Below are 20,180 nucleotides of genomic sequence, written 5' to 3' on the forward strand. Positions count from 1 at the left end.
TCCTGAATATTTCAGAACATTGCACCCAAAAGCAGCTCCTTGTTCTTCTACTCCCGCCAGTAATTATTGGCTTCGGCTACTGTTTGGTAGTGCACAGCAATAACGTGTGAGCTGGCAATAAGCGCATCCGGATCCTTGGAATACACATCCCGCAACATGAACAGCACATCCTTGTCAGGCTGGGTGGTTGTCACCCCTTTTCGGGCCAGTTGAACCGCTACTTCAAATCCCTCTTCAGGGGTGTCAGTAATCAGGGATAACTCATCCTTCTTTTTTGCCATGTCGGTTGTATCGCTATCCTGTATAGATATAAATGCCGTTCCGGCTACAAGTAATATTATGCCCAGTACGATTGCAGATATATATTTAGTCATGATCCTGTCTTTTTCTTGATTGAGGTTGGTTGGTAAAACTCATATTCATTATAAATATCCGTTTATAATCCTTGTGAGATCCTGTTCTCACAACCGATGCCACCCATTTATGAGGATTCCTCAGCGTATGTATCCAAAAATTCCTTTAAGACAATGGCGTGATTATGCGCCTTATCCCTGGCAGCAAAAAGCAAGGTTACCTGTTGGTTTTCGGCCTTTTTCAGTAATGCTTCAATTACCTGCTGCTTCTCTGCAAGCTCTGTTTTATACCGATTGCTGAAGGCTTTGAACTTGTTTGGATCGTGATCAAACCACTTGCGCAACTCGGTGGATGGAGCAATTTCTTTGAGCCACTCGTCCAGCCGGGCCTCCTCTTTGGAGACGCCCCGCGGCCAAAGGCGATCCACCAGCACGCGGTATCCGTCATCAGCGGTGGGTTCCTCGTAAATGCGTTTGAGTTTAAACGTTGGCTGACTCATCTACTTTACTATGTTCATTTGTAATTCCAATTTGCAAGTCGAAGGGGGTCTAATTTTATCCCAATTTCTTTTAAATGAGCGGTTCAATGCAAGCAGATCATACCAGGCCCTGCTGAAGCATGGCATCCGCCACTTTAATGAAGCCCGCAATATTGGCCCCTTTGATATAGTTGATGTTACCGCCTGCCTCACCATGTGTTATGCATTTTGAATGGATATTTCGCATAATTTCCTGGAGCCTGGTATCTACTTCTGACCGTGACCACTGGGTATGCATGCTATTTTGAGCCATCTCCAACTGCGAGACCGCCACACCACCGGCATTAGCTGCTTTTCCCGGTCCGAACAGCAACCCGTTTTCCAGGAATACCTGCACGGCTTTCGGCTGGCAGGGTTTGTTGGCGCCCTCTGCTACGCACCGGCAACCGTTTTCGACCAGCGCAATGGCATCTTGCTCGCCAATTTCGTTTTCCGTTGCACACGGGAGGGCGATGTCACAGGAAATATTCCACGGTGTCTGGTTCTCCAGGTAGGTGACATCATATTTTTGGGCATATTCGCGAATGCGACCGCGTTTCTCATTTTTAAGATGCTTGACAAACGCCAGCTTCTCCTCATCCAGTCCCTCCGGATCATAAATGGCGCCATCGGAGTCCGAAAGCGAGACCACTTTGCCGCCGAGGTGAATCGATTTTTCCGCTGCAAACTGGGCCACATTCCCGGACCCGGAAATTGTAATGGTTTGTCCCTCAAGGTTTTGATTCTGGGCCTGAAGCATTTCACTGACAAAATAGACCAGCCCATACCCTGTTGCTTCCGGTCGCAGCAGACTGCCGCCGGATTCTGCACTCTTGCCGGTCATTACACCGTTAAACTCATTACTCAGCCTCTTGTACTGGCCAAACAGGTACCCGATCTCGCGCCTGCCGACGCCGATATCTCCGGCGGGTATATCCGTTTCGGGACCAATATACCGGTACAACTCCGTCATAAAGGACTGGCAAAATCGCATGACTTCCGAATCGGATTTTCCCTTGGGATCAAAATCGGCTCCCCCCTTGGCACCCCCGATCGGGAGCGTCGTCAGGCTATTTTTAAAGGTCTGTTCAAAGGCAAGAAACTTGAGTATGTCCAGGTTCACCGACGGATGGAAACGCAGTCCCCCTTTGTACGGACCGATCGCTGAATTGAATTCAACCCGGTAGCCACGATTGATATGCACATGTCCCTGGTCATCTGTCCACGGCACGCGAAACATGATGACCCGCTCGGGCTCGGTAAGTCGTTCCAAGATATTTGTATGCAGATATCTGGGATGCTTTTCCAGCAGCTCCCATACGGAATCAATGACTTCCTTAACCGCTTCAAAAAATTCAATTTCACCAGGATTTTTTTCTTTAACCCTTTTAAGAAATGTATCGATAGAACTGTAACCTACAGCTCCATTTGTTTTGAGCTCCGGGTTATCTATTGTATTAGATTTTAATTGTTCTTCCGTCATGGGTAAGTGGTGTTAAACTTATTTATCAGTGATTAGCTAGTGCTATTACCATCAAATTTGTAATACAGTACTCAATAAATTTTTTAGATAGTCCACCTGGGTTAACTGGGCATAAAGCAGAAAATAATGTGGTATACCCCACAAATAACGAATACACGAATCAACCAATAACTACACTAGCTTGCCTTCAACGAAATATCATAGGTGCAGGAAAAATCACCATCGGCGATATAGGACGTGCGTTCGACATCGCCCTGAAACAGTTTTTTGTAAAACATCGCCTCCAGCTTGCAGGGCAGTTTGGTTTCCTTGACCACCTCGCTAAATGGACAATTGCATTCCTTGACCGTCAGGGCTTCACTCTCCTCATCAATATTGAATTCGGGCATAAAGCCCTCCTCCTCCAGCATTTTTTTCAATGCTTCAGCCCTGGAGTAGCTGTCAGTTTCCGAAGCCTCGTCCATAGATCTCCGGGCTTTTTCGATTCGCTTGTCCCAAAACGCCTGGAAGAAATCCTCTATGGTTTCATCATCCCCATTTGACTTGAGATATTTAAGCAACTCTCTCATCATCACTGACTCATACGACGGATACAGGTTATTTCCCTTTTGAGTCATCTGGTATTGAAGACTAGGCCGCCCGGGCCCTGACCGAACGTAGTCCCGCTTGATGTACCCATCCCGTTCAAGCTGCAGGAAGTGTTCTCGCACGGTTGTTTTGGCCAGCTCAACCACGTCGACCGCATCATCAATTGAGATAGCTCCTTCTCGTTTAATTAGATCCAACAATTCTTTTTTTGAGCCGGTAAACATATTTAGATATTGGTTATTTGTAATTGGTTATTCGTAATGTGCTCGGTGCAGCCGGCAAACTATCTAACGTCAGCTCGAGATAAGAAATAATGTTTATATTGCTTATAAGGTCTTTGGATACACTTTTTATAATGTTCATTTTTTCACCGATGAAAAAACGAACCAAAAAAATCGCCGGCTGGTGAAATTTTTGTTCCGTTCCCTCCGCCGCAGCTAAAACCATTTAACTCGATCCGCTGGGAAGCGCGGATCTCAAACAGAAATGGTTTCTTAACGCTCCGGCTGCGGTCACTATTCCAACAAAAATTTCATAGGCCGGAAAACAACTCCTTCTCGTACTTATTATTACATTCCTTAACCTGAGATCACGTTATCTATATTTTGAGCGTACCAGGGGCAACAGCTTCTGCCGCTCCAGTTCAAACTGCTCGCTGAGTATGGAAAATAGCTGATTCAAGTTATAATTGAGAATGCGCAGCGTCGAACAGGCTCCGCTGGGGTTGTTAAGCTGATTACCTTTTCGCTTAATCCTCCCCACCAGGTTCTCCAGCTCTTCCTGATCTTCTTGAATAATTCCGATTCCTCGTTTTACTTTCTGGATGGTCCCATCCATGATCCCCTGTCTTCCGTCGTTGAGGTTCTCAAAAAGGGGGAAGAATTTTTGGCTTTCAAAGTAGGTATAGAACTGAAGCTTATCGTCAAATTTCTCAAGCGGCCATTGCATATGTTTCAGCCAGGTGTATTGATTGCCGTGTACCTGGTGAATCCGGGGAAAATCATGGGTGATCTGCCCAAGAAGGGAAAGGAGCCGGGGATGATATTCCTCTACAATATGATTGCGCCACAAAGTTAGATCATCCCCGGAATCCGGTTTGTCAGACTTTTTGGACTTTTGCTCCTGAGTATTCCTGGCAACCCGGTTTTTCTTAACCCACGCCAGCACCTCCTCTTCACTCCACTTCAGCTGCTGGCATACCGAACGCAGGGTTTCACTTTTGTGGCTTGCCGGTTCCATGCCAATGGACGCCAGCAGATCTCCGGCTTTCTGGTCGGCTGTAATAATTTCTTCTATAGTAGCTTCAGGAGTCAGGTTTGCAAGGGCTGAATGGGTATCCATAATAGTCAGGTTCGTTCCGTGATCGTTTTTTCAAGCTGTTTCAAAATAGGAATGCCGAACCATTAAATCAATAAAAAAGGTTAAAACCGTTTTTATAGTTGATATTAATTTTCCAGGCTCCTACCTTTCCCCTGAAGCAATTGAGAATCGTTTAACACTTACTGCTATGGCGTACGTCGTTACCGAACCCTGTATTCAGTGCAAGCACACCAACTGTGCGGCCGTCTGTCCCGTGGATGCTTTTCGGGAAGGGCCTAATTTCCTGGTCATCGATCCTTTTGAATGCATCGATTGTGATGCCTGCGTGCCTGAATGCCCTGTGGATGCCATCTATCCCGATGACGAAGTGCCTATGGAGTGGGAGGAATACATCGAACTCAATGACCGTCTTTCTGAAGAGTGGGCAGCCCATATTATCAATGAAGTAAAAGATCCCCTGCCCAATGCCGAGGAATGGGGAAAGCGCGAGGACAAGCGCGAATACCTGGTCGAAAGCTGGAATGGTGAGGCGAAGCCCGTAGACTAGTTATTGGTTATTGGTTGATTAGTTATTCAGAATCGGCTTGATCAACCAATAACTAGTAACTAATAACTAAAGATACCCGGCGGGTACTTTTCCAAACAGAGGTCAGCTTTTGCAAAGGTACTCGCTCAGGGGTTTCACTCCCGTCTAGTCAATACTGTTAGAAAGATTATGGATTTATCCACTTTAGATCGAACGGCCATTGTTCAGAAGCTCCGAGGAGTTATCGATCCCGAACTGGGAGTCAATATTGTTGATCTCGGACTGGTGTACGGTATATACCCGGAAGGGGATGTGGTTGTCGTGGAATACACGGTCACCACGCCCGGGTGTCCCATGCGCCGCTTTCTTCAACAGAAAGTGGAAGAGGCATTGGATTCAATCGATCAGATCAAGGCTTTTGAAACCCGGGTGGTCTGGGAGCCCGAGTGGAACGTTGATATGATTAAACCGGACGTCGAGTTTTTTGCCCATCCCCCGCCACGAGCTCAAGTGTGAAAAAAGCAAGTATGTAAATCTGGCTCACATAAAATCAGAAACCATTCAAAATTTCAAAGATTAAATGAACGCTGGTAAAGTCTCCAACAAAGTGCTGGTTGGTCTTCTCTTTTTTGCGGCCGTGGGGCTGCTCACCGGATTGTTTTCCGGTTTGGTCCGCCTGGGCTTTTTAAGCGATGCTCCCACTCAGCCGGTTTCCCCCATAGCTCATGGCCCGCTTATGATCAACGGATTCCTCGGAACACTCATTGGATTGGAACGCGCGGCTGCTCTTGAAAAGAAATGGGCTTATATGGCCCCGGTGCTGATGGCGGCCTCTACGGTATTACTGCTGGCGGGTCCGGTGGTTGCGGGCCAGTGGCTTTTGCTTCTGGGTTCGATAGGGTTGACACTCGTTATGAGTTACCTGTACTACCTGCAGCCCAAAATCTACCACCTGATTATGGCATTTGGAGCCGCTTCACTGATGGTTGGAAACGTGCTCTATATAACCGGTTATCCAATCTATACCCTGGTAGCCTGGTGGGCTGCCTTCCCCATGCTTACCATTTTCGGGGAGCGGCTGGAGCTCAACCGTATTATGCGTCCCCCGAAGCAGGCCCAGCAACTGTTTGCCGGGCTCATCCTGGGGTGGATCGGGGCTCTGGCGATAACCCATATCGACCGAACTATTGGCTGGGCCATTGCATCCGTACTTCTGATCGGGGTGGCCGGGTGGCTCGTTAAATATGATGTGGCCCGCCGTACCATCAAATCGGTGGAGTGGACCCGCTACAGTGCCATCTGCCTACTGACGGGCTACGGGTGGCTGATCCTGTCCGGCCTGTTTGGCCTCTGGCATGGCTTCCCGACGGCGGGGCCGCTGTATGACGGGCTCCTCCACATGATATTTGTGGGCTTTGTGTTCAGCATGATCTTTGCCCACGCATCGGTCATCATACCCTCTCTTTCGGGAAAACTGGTTCCCTGGCACCCCTATTTTTATCTGCCGCTGATTCTTCTTCACGGTTTTCTACTGGCCCGGGTGATGGGAGATCTGGTTTGGTGGCCGGTAGTCCGAAAAATCGGGAGCCACGGCAACGTGCTGGCGATCCTGCTTTTCCTGGGTGGCGTACTCTTCCAGTTGATCCGTGCTTCACGCAAGAAAAAGCAGCCCGTCAGGCAATCGTAATAGAAATGTAATCGCTATTGATGAGAACAGTTTACCATTATGAATAAACCATCTGCTATACGTTCTGTCCAGCGACCGTTAACGGTTGAGAAAGCCAGGGCCGGAGAGCGAATTGACACTTCGCTGCAATCAATCCGCCTCATTTTTTCCTTTGTCGCTTTTTCCGCCTTCTGGTTGGTATTCGGAACACTCGTTGGAGAATATGTAGGATTTAAGTTTGTCTGGCCGGAGCTCGATTCGATCTCCTGGCTTTCCTTTGGCAGACTTCGTCCCGTACACACCAACGTGGTATTCTGGGGATTCCTTTCTCAAGCCATGATTGCACTGGCCCTGTATGTGGTCCCCAGAACCAGCCAGCGCGAGCTCTACAGCTACCGGCTGGGGTGGACGAGCCTCGGACTTATGAATATAGCCGTGTTTTTCGGGGTCATCAGCCTGATGGCCGGCATCAACAACGGCGCGCAGGAGTACCGCGAGATCATCTGGCCTATTTTTGCGTTCTTTGCATTCGGGCTTATCCTGGTGGCTTATAATTTGTATAAGACAATCGCTGATCGGAATGTGAAGGAAATCTACATTTCCAACTGGTATATCCTGGCCGCCTGCCTGTGGACCATCATCCTGGTGAGCATTGCCTACCTTCCGGGTTATCAAGAGGACGGGATAAGCCAAACGGTGATCCAGGGCTATTATATGCACCAGGGCGTGGGACAGTGGTTTACCCCGATGGTGCTGGGCCTGACTTACTACTTTCTTCCCAAACTGCTGAACCGACCGATCTATTCCTACTCGCTGGGCGTACTGGCATTCTGGACGCAGATGGTATTCTATACGATGATCGGCTCCCACCATTTTGTCTTCAGCCCCATTCCCTGGTGGATACAGACCGTGGCCATAGTATTCAGCGTGGGGATGATCGTCCCCGTTACCGCAGGGACAGGGAATTTCCTGTTGACGATGCGCGGGAAGTGGCGATCCATCGCACGAAGCTACTCGCTTCCCTTTATCCTGGTCGGAGTCATCTTCTATGCAATTGTATCCTACCAGGGCACCCTGGAGGCATTCCGTTCACTTAATAAAGTATGGCACTTTACCAACTTCACTGTGGCCCACTCCCACATGAGCATGTACGGGTTTGTCTCCTTTCTTGTCTGGGGCGGCATCTACGGTCTTATCCCCCGGATGACGGGAAATGAACCGCCACAATTTGCCGTAGGTGCTCACTTCTGGCTGGCCCTTATCGGCGTGCTGGTCTATAGCATACCACTGATGATCGGGGGTACGCTGCAGGGACTCAGCTGGATCGCCGGTGAATCATTCATCGAGTCGGTCACCCTGATGACCCCGTACTGGGTGTGGAGAGCCGTGGGCGGCACCATGATGTTTATCTCTCACCTGGTATTTGCCTACAACGTCTGGAAAATGCGTCCCACCGCCCGGGGCGAAATCGCTGAAACTACCGAATCGAAAACTGCCTAACTGATTATGAAGCTCAATTTCCATAAAAATCACAAGCTATTGTTTGGTGTTGTATTTTGGGGATTCATTTTCCTCAGCCTGCTTATTGCCGTATTTCCCGCCCTGTGGGTGCAGCAGCAAAATGAGCCTCTGCCGGCCAGCGAGCCGATGACCGAGCTCCAGCAGAAGGGCCTCAACGTATTTATCAGCGAAGGGTGTGTCTATTGTCATACCCAGCAGGTGCGCCCTATTGAAATGGATGAAAACTGGGGGCGTCCTTCGGCTCCCGGCGACTATGCCCGTATCGGCCGGCAGGATGTATGGCGGCAGACGCCGGCCGTGCTGGGGAGCGAGCGAACCGGTCCCGACCTGAGCAATGTGGGGCAGCGCCAGCCGAGCGCGGTATGGCACTATATGCACCTGTACAATCCGCGGTCGGTCGTCGAGGAGTCGATCATGCCATCCTATCCCTGGCTGTTTAGTATCGAAGAGAATCCCTCCGAAGATGCGACGGTGATCTCCATGCCGGGTGAATATGGCCCGGAAGAAGGTCAGGTTGTTGCCACCGAACGTGCGGAGGCGCTCGTTGCCTATCTGCAATCCCTGGATCAGGTACCGATGGATGCCGAGCCAACTGCAGGACAACAAGCAAAAGCGGACTCTGTTACAGCCCGGGCAGCAAGAAAAAAGATCAACGGGGCGACGATATACGCCAATAACTGTGCATCCTGTCACCAGCAGAATGGGCAGGGTGTGCAGGGGGCCTTTCCCCCGCTGGCCGGCGACCCGGTTGTAACGGACGAGGATCCCACCGATCATATTCGCGTGGTACTCTACGGCATGCAGGGGGTTCCTATCGAAGGGACCGAGTACCAGGGCATCATGCAGCCGTTTGGTGAAATGCTCTCCGACGAAGAAGTAGCGGCCGTAATCAACCATGAGCGGACCAGCTGGGAGAACAACGCTTCGACCGTTACGGCTGAGGATGTGGCAGAAGTACGCAATGATGAAGACTTAAACCAAATACAAGCTGACGAATAACCGATGATACCGCTGATAGTAACACTCTTGCAGAAAGCCACAGAATTTTCCACTTCCAGTGAGGGACGTGAATATGCCCCGCCGGACGGCCCGCTCTACTACCTGGTACTTATTATCTCTTCACTAATAGTGATCGGAGTCGTGTACTACACCGTAAAGTGGCTTATCTGGCCGGGGGAACAATCGGAAGATCATATAAAGCGCAAGATTTTAGAAGACCAATCCAACTGAAGATACTATGGCTGAAGACAATAGTAACTTGATTCATGTATATCTGGATGACCAGGAAGAACCCATTGTCTCCTATCGTCCGCCGGTGCGGTTCGAGTTAGACACCACGCAGCTGGAAGATGGACCGCACACGCTAAAAGTAGTTGCCACCGACGCCACCGGCCACAAGGGAGTTCGGAAGATACCGTTCGAAGTACGGAACGGCCCCGGTATAGATGTTGAGGGACTGCAGGACAATGACACGCTGGATGGAAAGGTCCCGATCCTGTTAAACGCGTATGGAGGAGCCAAAGAACCCTATTGGGAGCCCTCACGCGCCGAAACACCCGCCCCGGTCCCGACCTGGGCATGGGTACTGCTGCTTGTAGTAGTGGCCTGGAGTACCTTTTATATCGCCCAGCAGTGGAATGCGCCCGATGAATTTGCCAATTCTCCCACGTACAGTCTTTTTTACGGGGATCAGGCGACTCCCCAGCCATCCGGTGAAGTTGCCCCTCCATCAAAAGCCAATATCGGAGCCACGCTGTATCGTACCAGTTGCTCCAGTTGTCATCAAAATAATGGAGAGGGAGTAACCGGAGCCTTCCCTCCGCTGGCGGGTGATCCGGTCGTGACCTACGAGGACCCGACGCGCCATATCGAAATCATCCTGTTTGGCATGCAGGGAGAGCCCATTGACGGAGTGGAGTATTCGGCCGCAATGCCGCCCTTTTCCGAGCAGCTTTCGGACCAGGAAGTAGCGGCGATCATAAATCACGAACGGACAAGCTGGGGCAACGATGCACCAACAGTAACAGCCGAACAAGTTCAGAAGGTAAGAGCAGAAGGAAATTCAAATTAGTTATTACAGACTAACAACCTCAATAATTAACTCTAAATAAATAGTACTATGCCTACAAGTAAAGCAAATGCACAATGGAACGGAGATCTTAAAAATGGAAACGGCGTCATGCAATTTGACAGTGGTTCCTATCAGGGCGAATACACCTTTGCCTCTCGATTTGAGAATGGGGAAGGAACCAATCCCGAGGAGCTAATCGGCGCAGCTCACGCCGGGTGCTATTCGATGGCGCTCTCCAACGAATTGGCTAAAGCCGGTCACGATCCACAGTCAGTGGACACGCGAGCAGAAGTCACATTTGAAGTTACGAATAATGGTCCGGCAATTACCGGAATAAACTTAATTACTGAGGCGAATGTCCCGGGTATCGACAATAGCACATTCCAGGAATTTGCTGAGGGTGCCAAAGAAGGATGCCCGGTATCAAAAGTGCTGGCTGGAACGGACATTACGCTGGATGCAACGTTAAATTAACTATCAATTCCCACGGCCACGTGTTAATTGATGATTTCACGTGGCCGTGGTCTTGATAAAACGTCAGTCCAACCAACTATGAACTCGGGCTGAGTCACATTTGGAAAAGATCTATAATAAAATGTATTTGAAGAATTACATCCTGTTTCCAAAGGCACTTTAGCTGGAGGACGTTCTTAGCCAAAATTGATGTATTAGTTTAGTTATTGACTACGTTTGGTTGCCTTTTGGCAGGCCCACTATTTGTACACCAATGATGTAATGGATAAATGGGTAGTTCAGGATGCAAGGTTGTTCGGGCGTTCCCATATTTCCTTACATTTGTATGCTGGCAGGAACCAATGGCTACCCCTGGATCCTTTTAGGACTGGTAAGCTGCGAATGGGGTGTTGATCCCTTCCGGCCTGCGGATTTATGAGCCGTCCCGGGCAAACGCAGCGAAGGCGTGAAGAAAAGAACCCCTGCAACAAATTTCGGAGGATGCTAGCAATGTGGAAAAGCGCTATTACTTGGTAAGCCTTTAAATGTGAATATCTGGGGTTCTTTTAGCCACAGCGAAGTACAGCCAGGTGAATAAATCCCCCGCCGGTGATTTTTTGGGTTCGTTTTTGTTCACACAGAAAGGAACACCTCTACCACGGGAAAGGGCTATCAAAAGTTTATGAGCAGGGCTCTAACCGGTAAATTTAAAAAATGACCACTGATTTTATATTATGAATGACATTCAAAATGAACGGGACGTAGAACGGCTCGTCCACAGTTTTTATGAAAAAGTGCGAAATGATGAACGGCTGGGATATATCTTCAACGATTTTGCCGAAGTTGACTGGGACAGCCACCTGCCCAAGATGGTTGCTTTTTGGTCAAACCTGCTGTTTCAGACCGGCCGGTACTCGGGGCGCCCATTTCGTCAGCACCTGCCTTTGCCCATTGAGGAGGGAGATTTTGACCGGTGGTACCGGCTGTTTGAAGAAACTGTAGATAATCATTACCAGGGTGAAAAAGCCCGGTTCGCCAAAAAGCTGGCCCGCAATATTGCCTCGTCGTTTGAGCTGCGTATGGAAAGAGACGGGCTTATAAATCAAAAGAAGGGATAATAAATGGATAGCGATCAAAGAGATTTTACAGACCAAATGGAGGTAGCGGAAAAGGTACGCGCCGCCTGTATCAAGGCCGCTCAGGAAGGGTTCCGTGATGCCTCGATGAGCGGGCTTTGCATGGAAGGGGCTGTCGAATCAGCGGTTGGATCCATACAGTCGCTCGACCTTGAGAATATTTTGAAAAAGCAGGACTAAAAAGGAGATGAAGCAACCGATTATCGGATTTCATACCGATGAGGAGGACCACTGGGTTGCAGAACTGGAGTGTGGACATAATCAGCATGTACGGCATGATCCTCCATGGCAGCTGCGTCCCTGGGTCACGACCAAGTCGGGAAGAGAATCTCGCATAGGAACAGAACTGGATTGCAAAAAATGCGATCGCGGTGAACCGAAAGACCATAACCTATAATGCCAAAAGTAGCACGAACGTTTATCAAAACCGGACTCATCTACTTTATGGTAGCCCTGGTCCTTGGTGTTGCACTGGAAATAGAGTCATTACCCCTTCCACGCCTGATGCCGCTATTCTGGCACGCCCTGATGGTCGGGTGGATCACCCAGATCATATTCGGTGTTTCGCTCTGGATGTTTCCCGGCCGGACCCGCGAGGAGGGATTCAAGGCACAGATCTGGGCATGGCTCACCTATATTTTTTTGAATACGGGCTTGGTGTTACGCTTTATTGCCGAACCGATGCTCCTCTATTCCACACTCACTATTTGGAATATTTTGATAGTAGGTTCTGCCATCTTGCAGGCAGGTGGCGGGCTGACCTACGTGATTGAGATGTGGCCGCGCGTCCAGTCCAAGAAACAGCGCATGCGTAAACGCAAACAAAAACGAAACCGATAGTGTTATGCCCGCTCCAAGTCGATGGCTCATTCGTTCCTCGTTTGTCTGCCTTATGGGCGGGATCATCATTGGCGCGCTTTTGTTAATCCATAAAGCCTATCCCCTGCATCCGGCTATGTGGTCCCTGCTTCCCGTTCATATTGAGCTGCTTATCTTCGGATGGATTATTCAGTTCACGATGGGTACCGCCTACTGGATATTGCCCCGGTACCTGGAAGATTCCTCGCGGGGAAATCCCGTACTGGCAAACCTCACTGTGGTTTTACTCAATATGGGTATTTTATTGATGATCACGGACACACTCCTGTTACCGCAATGGCCGCTGGCACTGGCGGGGAGAGCATTTGAAGCTGCAGCCGTACTTCTGTTTATCATGCTGCACTGGCGACGGGTTGTCTCGTACCGGTAGTTAATAATGGAGATTGAAAAAATATCCACCTGGGATTTATTCACCTGGCGACACTTCGCTGCCGCAAAAAAAATCCCAGATGGTCCCGTTTGCCGATTTTTCCGACAACCAGCGCTTGTCTTCCCCCTGTGGACCTTCCCTGAACCCTTTGCAGGGATTCTTTCTTAACGCCTCCGCTGTGTTTGCCCGGGACGCCTTATATTATTTTACATATAACTGTATTATTATCAATAATTTAGTTTTCTTACATTGTATGCAGTGTTTCTGTTTTTCTGCAGATTGAGGCGTAGGGTAATCCTGTAAACGAAACCACCGCCGTCAAATATTCAGGATGGAAGTTTGGTACTGTGGAGGCCATACAATGAAAAAACTCGCATTTTCAACACTTCTCTCTCTTCTTTGGGCAGCACTCACTACAGGAATCTGGGCCCAGTCTGTTTCAATCACGGATATCAGTCCCTCCTCCCCTTCCAAACTCAGTGTTAATGAAGAGATCACGATATCCTTTGCCTACGAGATTGACAACCCAGGTGGGGCACGCATTTTTATCCGGCCCATTACCTCCAGTCAATTAACGCCCGGCTATGCGGCCAGCGGTTCTCCCATTTATCAGGGAGAGGGAGAGGCAACAGCCCGCTTCACCATCACTTCAGGCAATGTGACGATCGATCAGCTTCGGCTACAAGTAGTGGATGCCGCCCAAAAGCAGCTGATTTTTGAATTTTTTATGCCGGTGGAATATGTATTTTCGCCGCCAACTGCGGTGCTGGTTCAACCTCATCAATTGTTGCAGCCTCAACAGCCTCAAACACTCTCGGTGATCCCAAAAGAACTTCACGCCATAGCGCCGGTCGACACCGTCACCCAGGATGAGGATGAAGACAAGGTCAAGCTTACCCGGCGAACCGTGACCCCCGACGGCATCATTGAGCTCCACTACTCTGACGGTACCATCGTGGGCATCATATCACCGGATCAGCGGTATACGGTGGATCCCGCAACAGGCGACACCACCCACACGCAGCTCTTTTACAGCCAGGTTCAGGGCGCCGAAGAGCCTGCCTCTCCCCCGGGATTTACCGCCACGGCCGCCACCAGTGTCGACGAAGAATGGCTCTCCAGTCTCAATGCCTGGATCGCGTACCTGGGCAGCAAGCTGCTCAGCAGAATTGATCTGCACCTGGATGAAGAGGCGTTCAGCAACTACAAGACCTTTGAACAGAACAACAGTACGACCATATATGAGAAAGTAAATTTGCGTTACACATTCCTCGAAAAGCTCCTGATGACCGACGCTCAATAATACCGTACCGATGCCGATACTTTTCCACATCTGCCGCCCGCTTTCCCGAGCTGTTTGTACCGTCATCCTTGTCGGACTAGTTGCTCTTCCCACAGAAGCTCAGAACAACGCCGCGGGTGATACCACGCCCGGCCAGGCGGAACAGGTCAACCGTATCCTGAACCAGATGCAGCAGGAGATGCAGGGATCATCTGCCCAGGGTATTCCCGATTCCATCATTTCTCCTCCCACCCCCGGCCAGCAGCAGTTGCTGAACGATTCCACTCTTGCCATGTACCAACAGGCGATGTATGCCTACTACGAGTACCGGGTATCCGGGTTCCAGCACCGGAAAGAGGTGTTTGCCTGGCAGTTATTCTCTACCAAGCTGATCTTCTGGTCGGTCCTCTTCCTGGTACTCTCCGGGATCGGGTTTTCCGGTATCCAGTTTTACAAGTCGATAAAATTGGGACCGGGAGAAGGGGCTGGTCCCACAGGTGGTAGTGCCACTGAATTTGAAGCCTCCGCAAAGGGAATAAAGGTTACCTCACCTGTGCTGGGCATTATAATCCTCGTGATATCGCTGGCATTTTTCTACCTGTACCTGGTGTACGTATACCCGATCAGTGAAATTTTTTAGACTTTTTTGGGCCTCCTGACGCGAGTTTTAACCGACTGTGTACCGATGATGTATAAGAGTACCAATACAAATTAAATATAAGGATTTATAGCCAAGGACCCATTCCCCCCATTTGCTCCGGGTGATCCGGCATCCTCTTTCTCCTGTGCTCTTTTCGCCGAAAGGAATGTTTTTTTTCGATGAGAAAAAAACTCACCAGAGAATCCCAGATGTTGTTCTTCTTAAGGCACCAAAAGGGCTATTGCTGATCCACACCAGGTGGTTTACCGGGAACAGAACAGCTGCCGGTATTTTCTGGACTTTAGGTGCCCGAAATATCTGGGCGTACTCGTCCGGCCTCTGGATTTTTTGGGTTCGTTTTTGTTCACACAAAAACGAACACCTCTGCCACGGGAAAAGGGTACTGTTATATTTTACTTGGTCAATTTAGCCCGTATTTCTCACCAGGAAATTTGTTCTTCAGCAAGGCAAAGGGAATATGACCCGCAAACGTACCGCGTTGTACGTTGTGCAGATGATGTTCCCTTTAACGCAGCTGAAGGGCAAATCTCGCAGCGCTTTACACCCTGCCAACCAAAAAGACCGGTAAAATATAGGGTAAGATACTACCTGCCATTAGGTTACATGATTTATACATACATTATTGTGAGAAATGCGGGTTAGCATCCTCATCCTCTACATCATCATCTTTGTCAGATTCTCTCAGAATTTCCACGGCCATATCCCTGTACTTTTTAGCCTTATCATATTCAGGATGTATAGAGAGGGATTTTTCGAACAGTTCCAGGGCCCGCGACGGCTGGTTTTCACTCAACAAAATCACTCCTTTTTCGGTGAGTATTCGATAATTTTCAGGATTCACCCTGAGAATCTTATCGAGTTGCAGAATTCCCTTTTCCGCCTCTCCCCTCGCAACATAAGTGACTGCAAGATAGTGCCGTATATCTTCGTCATCGGGATCAATAGCCAACCCTTTTTTGAAGCATGATACCGCCCACCCATAGTTTTTCAACTGGTATTCACAAATCCCGACTAAGTACCAAACACGGCTGCTTTCTTTTGAGACCTGGTTGTAAAGAATTTCAACCGCTTTGCTGTATTTCTTCTGATTTAAAAGGTTCTGGGCATATTCTACTTTAAATTCCTCTTTTCCCGTTATTCTGACAAGCTCAGTCCAAAGAGGAGCCGCTTTCTTGAAATCACCGGTGTACTCATACAGTTTTGCCAGGCTCTTGTGGGCGCTTACACTATTGGAATTGGCCTCCAACGCTTTCAGATACCGCGATTCCGCCTCTTCCACTCTATTCAGACAAGCGGCTGCATTACCAGCATTTACGTAGAAGGTATCTTTAGGTTTAATCCGGATCGCCTCTTCGAAATATTCAATCGCCTCTTCATACCTCTTTTTTTGATGATATAACAGCCCCATGTTATTCAGTACGGTCGCATTTTCCGGATTTAATTCCAGCGCCTCCCTGTAGCATTTTTCCGCTTTTCCAAACTGTTGATTCAAAAAATGCCGGACTCCCGTGTTGTTTATTTCGGTCGAAGTATCCATAATACAATCTATTTAATCTAAAAAGTCATCTTTGATATCCAGCGCAAGCCCTTTCGCCATCTCGGGAATATCCAGCTGAGGATAAATAACCTCGATATCGTCAAGCGACAGATCAAACGGCTCCCCTTCCCTGTAGTGGATCGGAAATACAACACCGAACTGGATGTCGGGTCCCCACTCGAAACCGGCCAGGTTGTGCCTCCAGGTTTCTGAAACAGATACCAGCCATAAGTCCAGGCTGGCGCGTGCAAAGGCATTTACCGCAAAAGCAAACCTGGGATTCACCATTACTCGACCCTCCGCATCCAGTGCTATACCGAGCTGGGGAGTCCAGTTCACATCCACCATGGCTGAAGCTTCGCCCTGCAACCCCAGCGTACCCTGCAACTCAATTCCGCCGGTAAGACTGGCAATTCCGACACTGACGCCGAGCCCCAGGTCCCCTCTCAGCGTGAGCCCTGCATCAGCCGGTATCACAAAAAGTCCACGCCCGTGAACCGTGGTTTCTTCTTCTCTGTCAGGATTATAGGTAACCTCTGCATACAACTCCCGCAGCTGTCCCGGGCCAAACCCGGCGGCGAAATCCAGTCCACCCCTGATCTGGGCAACCAGTCCAATACTTCGCGGTCCCAGCGGAATGGCAAACAACGGGATTTCAATGGTCGGGGCGGTAAACAGGTTTTTCCTGAATTCTTTTCGCGGGAAAACGTCAACGGTATCGGGCAGGCCAATTCGCCCCTGTACTTCCATTTCACCGTTGGGGAGGAAGCGAACGCCGGCAGTAGCCGCAAGCCAGGGGGTAAGTTGCAGGGTTAGACTGCCTCCGCCATAGACGCTCATTGTGTCGTCAGGCTCCCCGGCCGGTTGGCCCTCTTCATTTACTGCGCGGTTGGTTGCCCCAAGCAACACATTTCCACTGAGCATGCCGCGGCTGTAGGCGGCGGTGCCCTCAATAGTGATGGCACCATCGATGTAGACAACCGACAATGTCGTATCGACGCCCGGGATGTCGGGCTCTGCGGTACCCACGACAGAGACGCTGTAATCTTCCTGCCCGCTCTCCCTGGTGACCGTCGCCTCCACCCGGCCACCGCGAATACCCGGCACATCCGGGCTGATATCGAAAGAGCCGCCGACCGAAAATCCCGCTTCCCCGTACCGCACGCTCAGTGTCCCCCGTTCAATGGCGGGAATATCAAGCTCGGCCTCCCCGTCCGCTTCGAAATTATTTTCGCTGTAAGTGGCCTGTATGGTGGCACTCCTGATACCCCTGACCTTGCCCTCCGGAATCCCGATTTCTCCACCGATGGTCCAGGTATTTTCTTTGTATTCAACACTGATTTCGGCGGGATCAAACAGTTCAGTATCAAAGTTGAACGCCCCCTCCAGCTCAAACCCGCCCGATGTTGAAGCCGCGGCCCCGACATGTCCTTCACCCACCCCCTGGATGCCAAAATTCGTCTCTCCCTCAATGCCCAGTCCACGTCCCGTGCTGTAAAAAATGCTGAGGGTGCTGCTGGTCAACTCAAACGGCGGGGGTACGTTGATCTCACCCAGCGCAAACGTTTTGCTGAGGATAACTTCGTTTCCCAGAATTGTGATATCGATATCCGCATCACGTATGAAGGGAATGCTGGGCAAAACCTTGCCTCTGGCCACGATACCCACGCCCGGCTGAATTTCAATGGAATCAACCCTTATGGGACTCATGCCCGGAAGGCGAAGACTGGCGGCAGCTCCACCCCTGAAGTAGCTCTGTACCGAATCCATATTGATATAACCGCCATAAATCCCCGGGATGGGAGTGATCGTCCAGTTCATATCCGGGTAGGAGGCGGAGACCGGTTTGGCCTGCTCTCTCCTTCTGCCCTCTGCGGCTTTATAGGCGTCTACATTTAGATGACCTCCCACTGTACCCCTGCCCTGTTCGGTATTCAGCGTATATCCCTTGAGATCTACCCGGGGCAGCCAGTTTTGCACCGGGAGCTGCGATTCCGGGGGCATCCGCAGACGCTGACCTCCGCCGGGTGAAGTAAAGATGAACGGCTCACTCTCTTCACCCATCTCGCGGACCTCCTCACCTTTAAGCGGTCGGAGTTTATCCAGGTGGGCATTCCGTATGATTTGTCCGACCGACCAGAACGTGTTGGGCTCTCCGCTGATATCACTCATCCCAAAATCATATTCAGTGAAAGTCACATCATACGTTCTCTTGATGACAATCCAGTCGGGAAGCGCAAGGTCGGGATACTCTTTCTGCAGTTCACTTTTTGCCGCCTGGATGCGGCGGCGTATCTCGTGCCCCAGTTTTGAACCGGCACTCATATTGGCTGTAGCTTCCAGGAGCTCATAGTTGGAGGCCTTATCCTCCCCTCCCAGCTGATCCTCTACAATATGATCAACCTGGAAACTGGCAGCACGGGGCCTGTCGTCCCAGAACGGTATTTTTGCCCTCTCTTTCAGTTCATCGCTTGTACCGATCAGATAGAAATTGCGATCCCGTTTCGCCCTGAACATGTACACATCACTTCCCGTCTTTCCGCCCTGGGCTTCGGCATCATTCACCATCTCCGAAACTTCACTCTCTACCGGGGAAGCTACATGAGACTTCCAGTTTTCGACCTGGTTGGTTTCAGATCTCGACTTGTTGATGGTAAGTTGTGGCGGAAATTTCCCCCTGTTTCTTCGTTTAAAGCGTGGCAAACTCAACCCGGGAATATGGAGGCTGGGGGGCGATACGGTCGTATCAAGGGCTATACCACGATGTTCTCCTTCATCTATGGTATAGGTATTTCGCGCGGCCGGTGCTGTATCAGCAGTGCCCGCGCCACTCGCCGAAGTTTCGTCATCCTGCTTCTGTATCCTCCCCCCGGTCTGCTGAATGGTGTGCGTGAGCTCGTGGGCGATCAGCGACTTCCCGGAACTGGTACCGGGATTAAACCTGTTGGCCCCGAAGTAGATATCATTCCCGTGGGTAAAGGCCTGAGCACGCAGGGCCTTGTTCATGCGGGTTGCTTCCGGCCCGGTATGGATGCGCACGTCGCTGAAGTCGCTCCCAAAACGGGGCTCCATGTAATTTTTAACCGGTCCGGGAAGGGAACTGCCCGCTCCCTTGCTTCTTCCCAGCACATTTTCAACACTGGACGGAACATGCCCGCTCCCACTCTCGTCAGTCTTGCGCATTACCGGCTCTTCTTGCTCATCGGTCCGGGTCTGCACCTCGGGCAGATCCTCTACGGGCTTCGTCTGCATTATTTCCTTCTCCGGCCCGGGAACCGGTTGCCGCCGGAGCGGCTCCTCTTCCCCCAGGGTTGCGCGCTGTATCGGGTCTTCTTCGTTTTTGAGAGACTGTCGCTGCAGTGTCTGGACCAGTTCATCCTCGTTTTCAACCTTCTCTTTGGGCTGCAGCATCCTGGAAATGCCCGGGGACACAGGGGGGGTCGGCAGCGGCTCCTCTTTATCCGAGGTCGGACCGGGCATTCTCATCACCTTGTCCGCGGCAGCATCCGCCTCCTGCTCAAATTTGTCATCGGGACTTCCGACCTCCAGTTTCGGCTGAATACCTGATGTGATCAGGGAGGAAAGGGCAACGTTGCGAGAAGGAATTGAATCCGGTGATCCTGACCCCTCCGAAATGACTGCCTGTAAACCGGATTTTTTCTGCAGTACGGAGGTCTTCGAACCGGGACTATTTGCCTCTTTTTGGGGCAGTAGCTTCTCCTGCGGAGCAGAACTTTTCCGCTGAATGGCAGCAGCCGAGGTGGCGGTGCTCTTATTGGTAGTTTCGGAAGCCTTGGTTGAATGCACCTTTTATCC

At 50.3% G+C, this 20,180-nt stretch carries 22 protein-coding genes; 15 read left to right on the plus strand and 7 right to left on the minus strand.

Annotated elements, in window-relative coordinates; all coding sequences use genetic code 11:
- Window positions 1-47: 47 nt before the first annotated feature.
- From ACG2E4_RS13280 to ACG2E4_RS13300, 5 genes are all read right to left on the minus strand, one after another.
- Window positions 48-281 carry a hexameric tyrosine-coordinated heme protein gene (locus ACG2E4_RS13280; protein WP_395276875.1) on the minus strand — a complete coding sequence of 78 codons (234 nt, stop codon included), beginning with the start codon at window positions 279-281 and terminating at the stop codon, window positions 48-50.
- A 200-nt stretch (window positions 282-481) separates the two neighbouring features.
- Window positions 482-853 (minus strand): DUF488 domain-containing protein, encoded by a 372-nt coding sequence (locus ACG2E4_RS13285; protein WP_395261816.1) that lies wholly within the window; start codon window positions 851-853, stop codon window positions 482-484.
- 97 nt (window positions 854-950) lie between these two features.
- Entirely contained in the window at window positions 951-2,354 is a 1,404-nt protein-coding gene (gdhA, locus tag ACG2E4_RS13290; RefSeq protein ID WP_395276862.1) for an NADP-specific glutamate dehydrogenase, read from the minus strand.
- Window positions 2,355-2,530: 176 nt separating this feature from the next.
- Window positions 2,531-3,166, minus strand: coding sequence for a helix-turn-helix transcriptional regulator (locus tag ACG2E4_RS13295; RefSeq protein WP_395276863.1), 636 nt, complete (start codon window positions 3,164-3,166; stop codon window positions 2,531-2,533).
- A gap of 370 nt (window positions 3,167-3,536) precedes the next feature.
- Window positions 3,537-4,283 carry a hypothetical protein gene (locus ACG2E4_RS13300; RefSeq protein WP_395276864.1) on the minus strand — a complete coding sequence of 249 codons (747 nt, stop codon included), beginning with the start codon at window positions 4,281-4,283 and terminating at the stop codon, window positions 3,537-3,539.
- Window positions 4,284-4,449: 166 nt separating this feature from the next.
- On the opposite strand from ACG2E4_RS13300, the gene ACG2E4_RS13305 reads away from it, so the two are divergent.
- From ACG2E4_RS13305 to ACG2E4_RS13375, 15 genes are all read left to right on the plus strand, one after another.
- Window positions 4,450-4,809, plus strand: coding sequence for a ferredoxin family protein (locus ACG2E4_RS13305; protein ID WP_395276865.1), 360 nt, complete (start codon window positions 4,450-4,452; stop codon window positions 4,807-4,809).
- A 168-nt stretch (window positions 4,810-4,977) separates the two neighbouring features.
- Entirely contained in the window at window positions 4,978-5,304 is a 327-nt protein-coding gene (locus ACG2E4_RS13310) for a metal-sulfur cluster assembly factor (protein WP_395276866.1), read from the plus strand.
- 64 nt (window positions 5,305-5,368) lie between these two features.
- A complete protein-coding gene (locus ACG2E4_RS13315) occupies window positions 5,369-6,475 on the plus strand; it encodes a hypothetical protein (RefSeq protein ID WP_395276867.1) in 1,107 nt (368 codons plus the stop codon).
- Window positions 6,476-6,514: 39 nt separating this feature from the next.
- Window positions 6,515-7,954, plus strand: a complete 1,440-nt coding sequence (locus ACG2E4_RS13320; protein ID WP_395261823.1) for a cbb3-type cytochrome c oxidase subunit I — start codon at window positions 6,515-6,517, stop codon at window positions 7,952-7,954.
- 6 nt (window positions 7,955-7,960) lie between these two features.
- On the plus strand, window positions 7,961-8,974 hold the full coding sequence (locus tag ACG2E4_RS13325) for a cbb3-type cytochrome c oxidase subunit II (protein WP_395261824.1): 1,014 nt from the start codon (window positions 7,961-7,963) through the stop codon (window positions 8,972-8,974).
- A gap of 3 nt (window positions 8,975-8,977) precedes the next feature.
- Window positions 8,978-9,205: a hypothetical protein gene (locus ACG2E4_RS13330; RefSeq protein WP_395261825.1), complete on the plus strand. Its 228-nt coding sequence runs from the start codon at window positions 8,978-8,980 to the stop codon at window positions 9,203-9,205.
- A gap of 7 nt (window positions 9,206-9,212) precedes the next feature.
- Complete coding sequence (locus tag ACG2E4_RS13335; RefSeq protein WP_395261826.1) at window positions 9,213-10,046, plus strand: c-type cytochrome; 834 nt, start codon at window positions 9,213-9,215, stop codon at window positions 10,044-10,046.
- Between the two features lie 48 nt (window positions 10,047-10,094).
- Window positions 10,095-10,520 (plus strand): OsmC family protein, encoded by a 426-nt coding sequence (locus tag ACG2E4_RS13340; RefSeq protein ID WP_395261827.1) that lies wholly within the window; start codon window positions 10,095-10,097, stop codon window positions 10,518-10,520.
- Window positions 10,521-11,233: 713 nt separating this feature from the next.
- Complete coding sequence (locus ACG2E4_RS13345; RefSeq protein WP_395261828.1) at window positions 11,234-11,617, plus strand: group III truncated hemoglobin; 384 nt, start codon at window positions 11,234-11,236, stop codon at window positions 11,615-11,617.
- A 3-nt stretch (window positions 11,618-11,620) separates the two neighbouring features.
- Window positions 11,621-11,815: an acetyltransferase gene (locus tag ACG2E4_RS13350; protein WP_395261829.1), complete on the plus strand. Its 195-nt coding sequence runs from the start codon at window positions 11,621-11,623 to the stop codon at window positions 11,813-11,815.
- 7 nt (window positions 11,816-11,822) lie between these two features.
- Window positions 11,823-12,032: a DUF3565 domain-containing protein gene (locus tag ACG2E4_RS13355; RefSeq protein WP_395261830.1), complete on the plus strand. Its 210-nt coding sequence runs from the start codon at window positions 11,823-11,825 to the stop codon at window positions 12,030-12,032.
- Window positions 12,032-12,475, plus strand: a complete 444-nt coding sequence (locus ACG2E4_RS13360; protein WP_395261831.1) for a hypothetical protein — start codon at window positions 12,032-12,034, stop codon at window positions 12,473-12,475. The genes ACG2E4_RS13355 and ACG2E4_RS13360 overlap by 1 nt, the downstream gene beginning before the upstream one ends.
- 4 nt (window positions 12,476-12,479) lie before the next feature.
- A complete protein-coding gene (locus ACG2E4_RS13365) occupies window positions 12,480-12,884 on the plus strand; it encodes a cbb3-type cytochrome c oxidase subunit I (protein WP_395261832.1) in 405 nt (134 codons plus the stop codon).
- 361 nt (window positions 12,885-13,245) lie between these two features.
- The gene (locus tag ACG2E4_RS13370; RefSeq protein ID WP_395261833.1) at window positions 13,246-14,187 is read left to right on the plus strand and encodes a hypothetical protein; all 942 of its coding nucleotides are present in this window, start codon (window positions 13,246-13,248) and stop codon (window positions 14,185-14,187) included.
- A gap of 10 nt (window positions 14,188-14,197) precedes the next feature.
- On the plus strand, window positions 14,198-14,806 hold the full coding sequence (locus ACG2E4_RS13375; protein WP_395261834.1) for a hypothetical protein: 609 nt from the start codon (window positions 14,198-14,200) through the stop codon (window positions 14,804-14,806).
- A gap of 640 nt (window positions 14,807-15,446) precedes the next feature.
- Here the strand turns inward: ACG2E4_RS13375 and ACG2E4_RS13380 are convergent.
- A complete protein-coding gene (locus ACG2E4_RS13380; protein ID WP_395261835.1) occupies window positions 15,447-16,364 on the minus strand; it encodes a tetratricopeptide repeat protein in 918 nt (305 codons plus the stop codon).
- A gap of 12 nt (window positions 16,365-16,376) precedes the next feature.
- Window positions 16,377-20,171 (minus strand): DUF4157 domain-containing protein, encoded by a 3,795-nt coding sequence (locus tag ACG2E4_RS13385; protein ID WP_395261836.1) that lies wholly within the window; start codon window positions 20,169-20,171, stop codon window positions 16,377-16,379.
- Window positions 20,172-20,180 lie beyond the last annotated feature (9 nt).

Origin of the sequence: Halalkalibaculum sp. DA384 (assembly GCF_043951955.1) — a bacterium.
Classification (GTDB): domain Bacteria; phylum Bacteroidota; class Rhodothermia; order Balneolales; family Balneolaceae; genus JAMQKA01.

Bases quoted from the DNA above. Each gene is read 5' to 3' on its own strand.
- ACG2E4_RS13310 (WP_395276866.1), top strand. From the start codon at position 4,978: ATGGATTTATCCACTTTAGATCGAACGGCCATTGTTCAGAAGCTCCGA.
- ACG2E4_RS13365 (WP_395261832.1), top strand. From the start codon at position 12,480: ATGCCCGCTCCAAGTCGATGGCTCATTCGTTCCTCGTTTGTCTGCCTT.
- ACG2E4_RS13335 (WP_395261826.1), top strand. From the start codon at position 9,213: ATGGCTGAAGACAATAGTAACTTGATTCATGTATATCTGGATGACCAG.
- ACG2E4_RS13340 (WP_395261827.1), top strand. From the start codon at position 10,095: ATGCCTACAAGTAAAGCAAATGCACAATGGAACGGAGATCTTAAAAAT.
- ACG2E4_RS13295 (WP_395276863.1), bottom strand. From the start codon at position 3,166: ATGTTTACCGGCTCAAAAAAAGAATTGTTGGATCTAATTAAACGAGAA.
- ACG2E4_RS13315 (WP_395276867.1), top strand. From the start codon at position 5,369: ATGAACGCTGGTAAAGTCTCCAACAAAGTGCTGGTTGGTCTTCTCTTT.
- ACG2E4_RS13375 (WP_395261834.1), top strand. From the start codon at position 14,198: ATGCCGATACTTTTCCACATCTGCCGCCCGCTTTCCCGAGCTGTTTGT.
- ACG2E4_RS13305 (WP_395276865.1), top strand. From the start codon at position 4,450: ATGGCGTACGTCGTTACCGAACCCTGTATTCAGTGCAAGCACACCAAC.
- gdhA (WP_395276862.1), bottom strand. From the start codon at position 2,354: ATGACGGAAGAACAATTAAAATCTAATACAATAGATAACCCGGAGCTC.
- ACG2E4_RS13320 (WP_395261823.1), top strand. From the start codon at position 6,515: ATGAATAAACCATCTGCTATACGTTCTGTCCAGCGACCGTTAACGGTT.
- ACG2E4_RS13355 (WP_395261830.1), top strand. From the start codon at position 11,823: ATGAAGCAACCGATTATCGGATTTCATACCGATGAGGAGGACCACTGG.
- ACG2E4_RS13325 (WP_395261824.1), top strand. From the start codon at position 7,961: ATGAAGCTCAATTTCCATAAAAATCACAAGCTATTGTTTGGTGTTGTA.
- ACG2E4_RS13300 (WP_395276864.1), bottom strand. From the start codon at position 4,283: ATGGATACCCATTCAGCCCTTGCAAACCTGACTCCTGAAGCTACTATA.
- ACG2E4_RS13285 (WP_395261816.1), bottom strand. From the start codon at position 853: ATGAGTCAGCCAACGTTTAAACTCAAACGCATTTACGAGGAACCCACC.
- ACG2E4_RS13360 (WP_395261831.1), top strand. From the start codon at position 12,032: ATGCCAAAAGTAGCACGAACGTTTATCAAAACCGGACTCATCTACTTT.
- ACG2E4_RS13380 (WP_395261835.1), bottom strand. From the start codon at position 16,364: ATGGATACTTCGACCGAAATAAACAACACGGGAGTCCGGCATTTTTTG.
- ACG2E4_RS13350 (WP_395261829.1), top strand. From the start codon at position 11,621: ATGGATAGCGATCAAAGAGATTTTACAGACCAAATGGAGGTAGCGGAA.
- ACG2E4_RS13330 (WP_395261825.1), top strand. From the start codon at position 8,978: ATGATACCGCTGATAGTAACACTCTTGCAGAAAGCCACAGAATTTTCC.
- ACG2E4_RS13280 (WP_395276875.1), bottom strand. From the start codon at position 281: ATGGCAAAAAAGAAGGATGAGTTATCCCTGATTACTGACACCCCTGAA.
- ACG2E4_RS13345 (WP_395261828.1), top strand. From the start codon at position 11,234: ATGAATGACATTCAAAATGAACGGGACGTAGAACGGCTCGTCCACAGT.
- ACG2E4_RS13370 (WP_395261833.1), top strand. From the start codon at position 13,246: ATGAAAAAACTCGCATTTTCAACACTTCTCTCTCTTCTTTGGGCAGCA.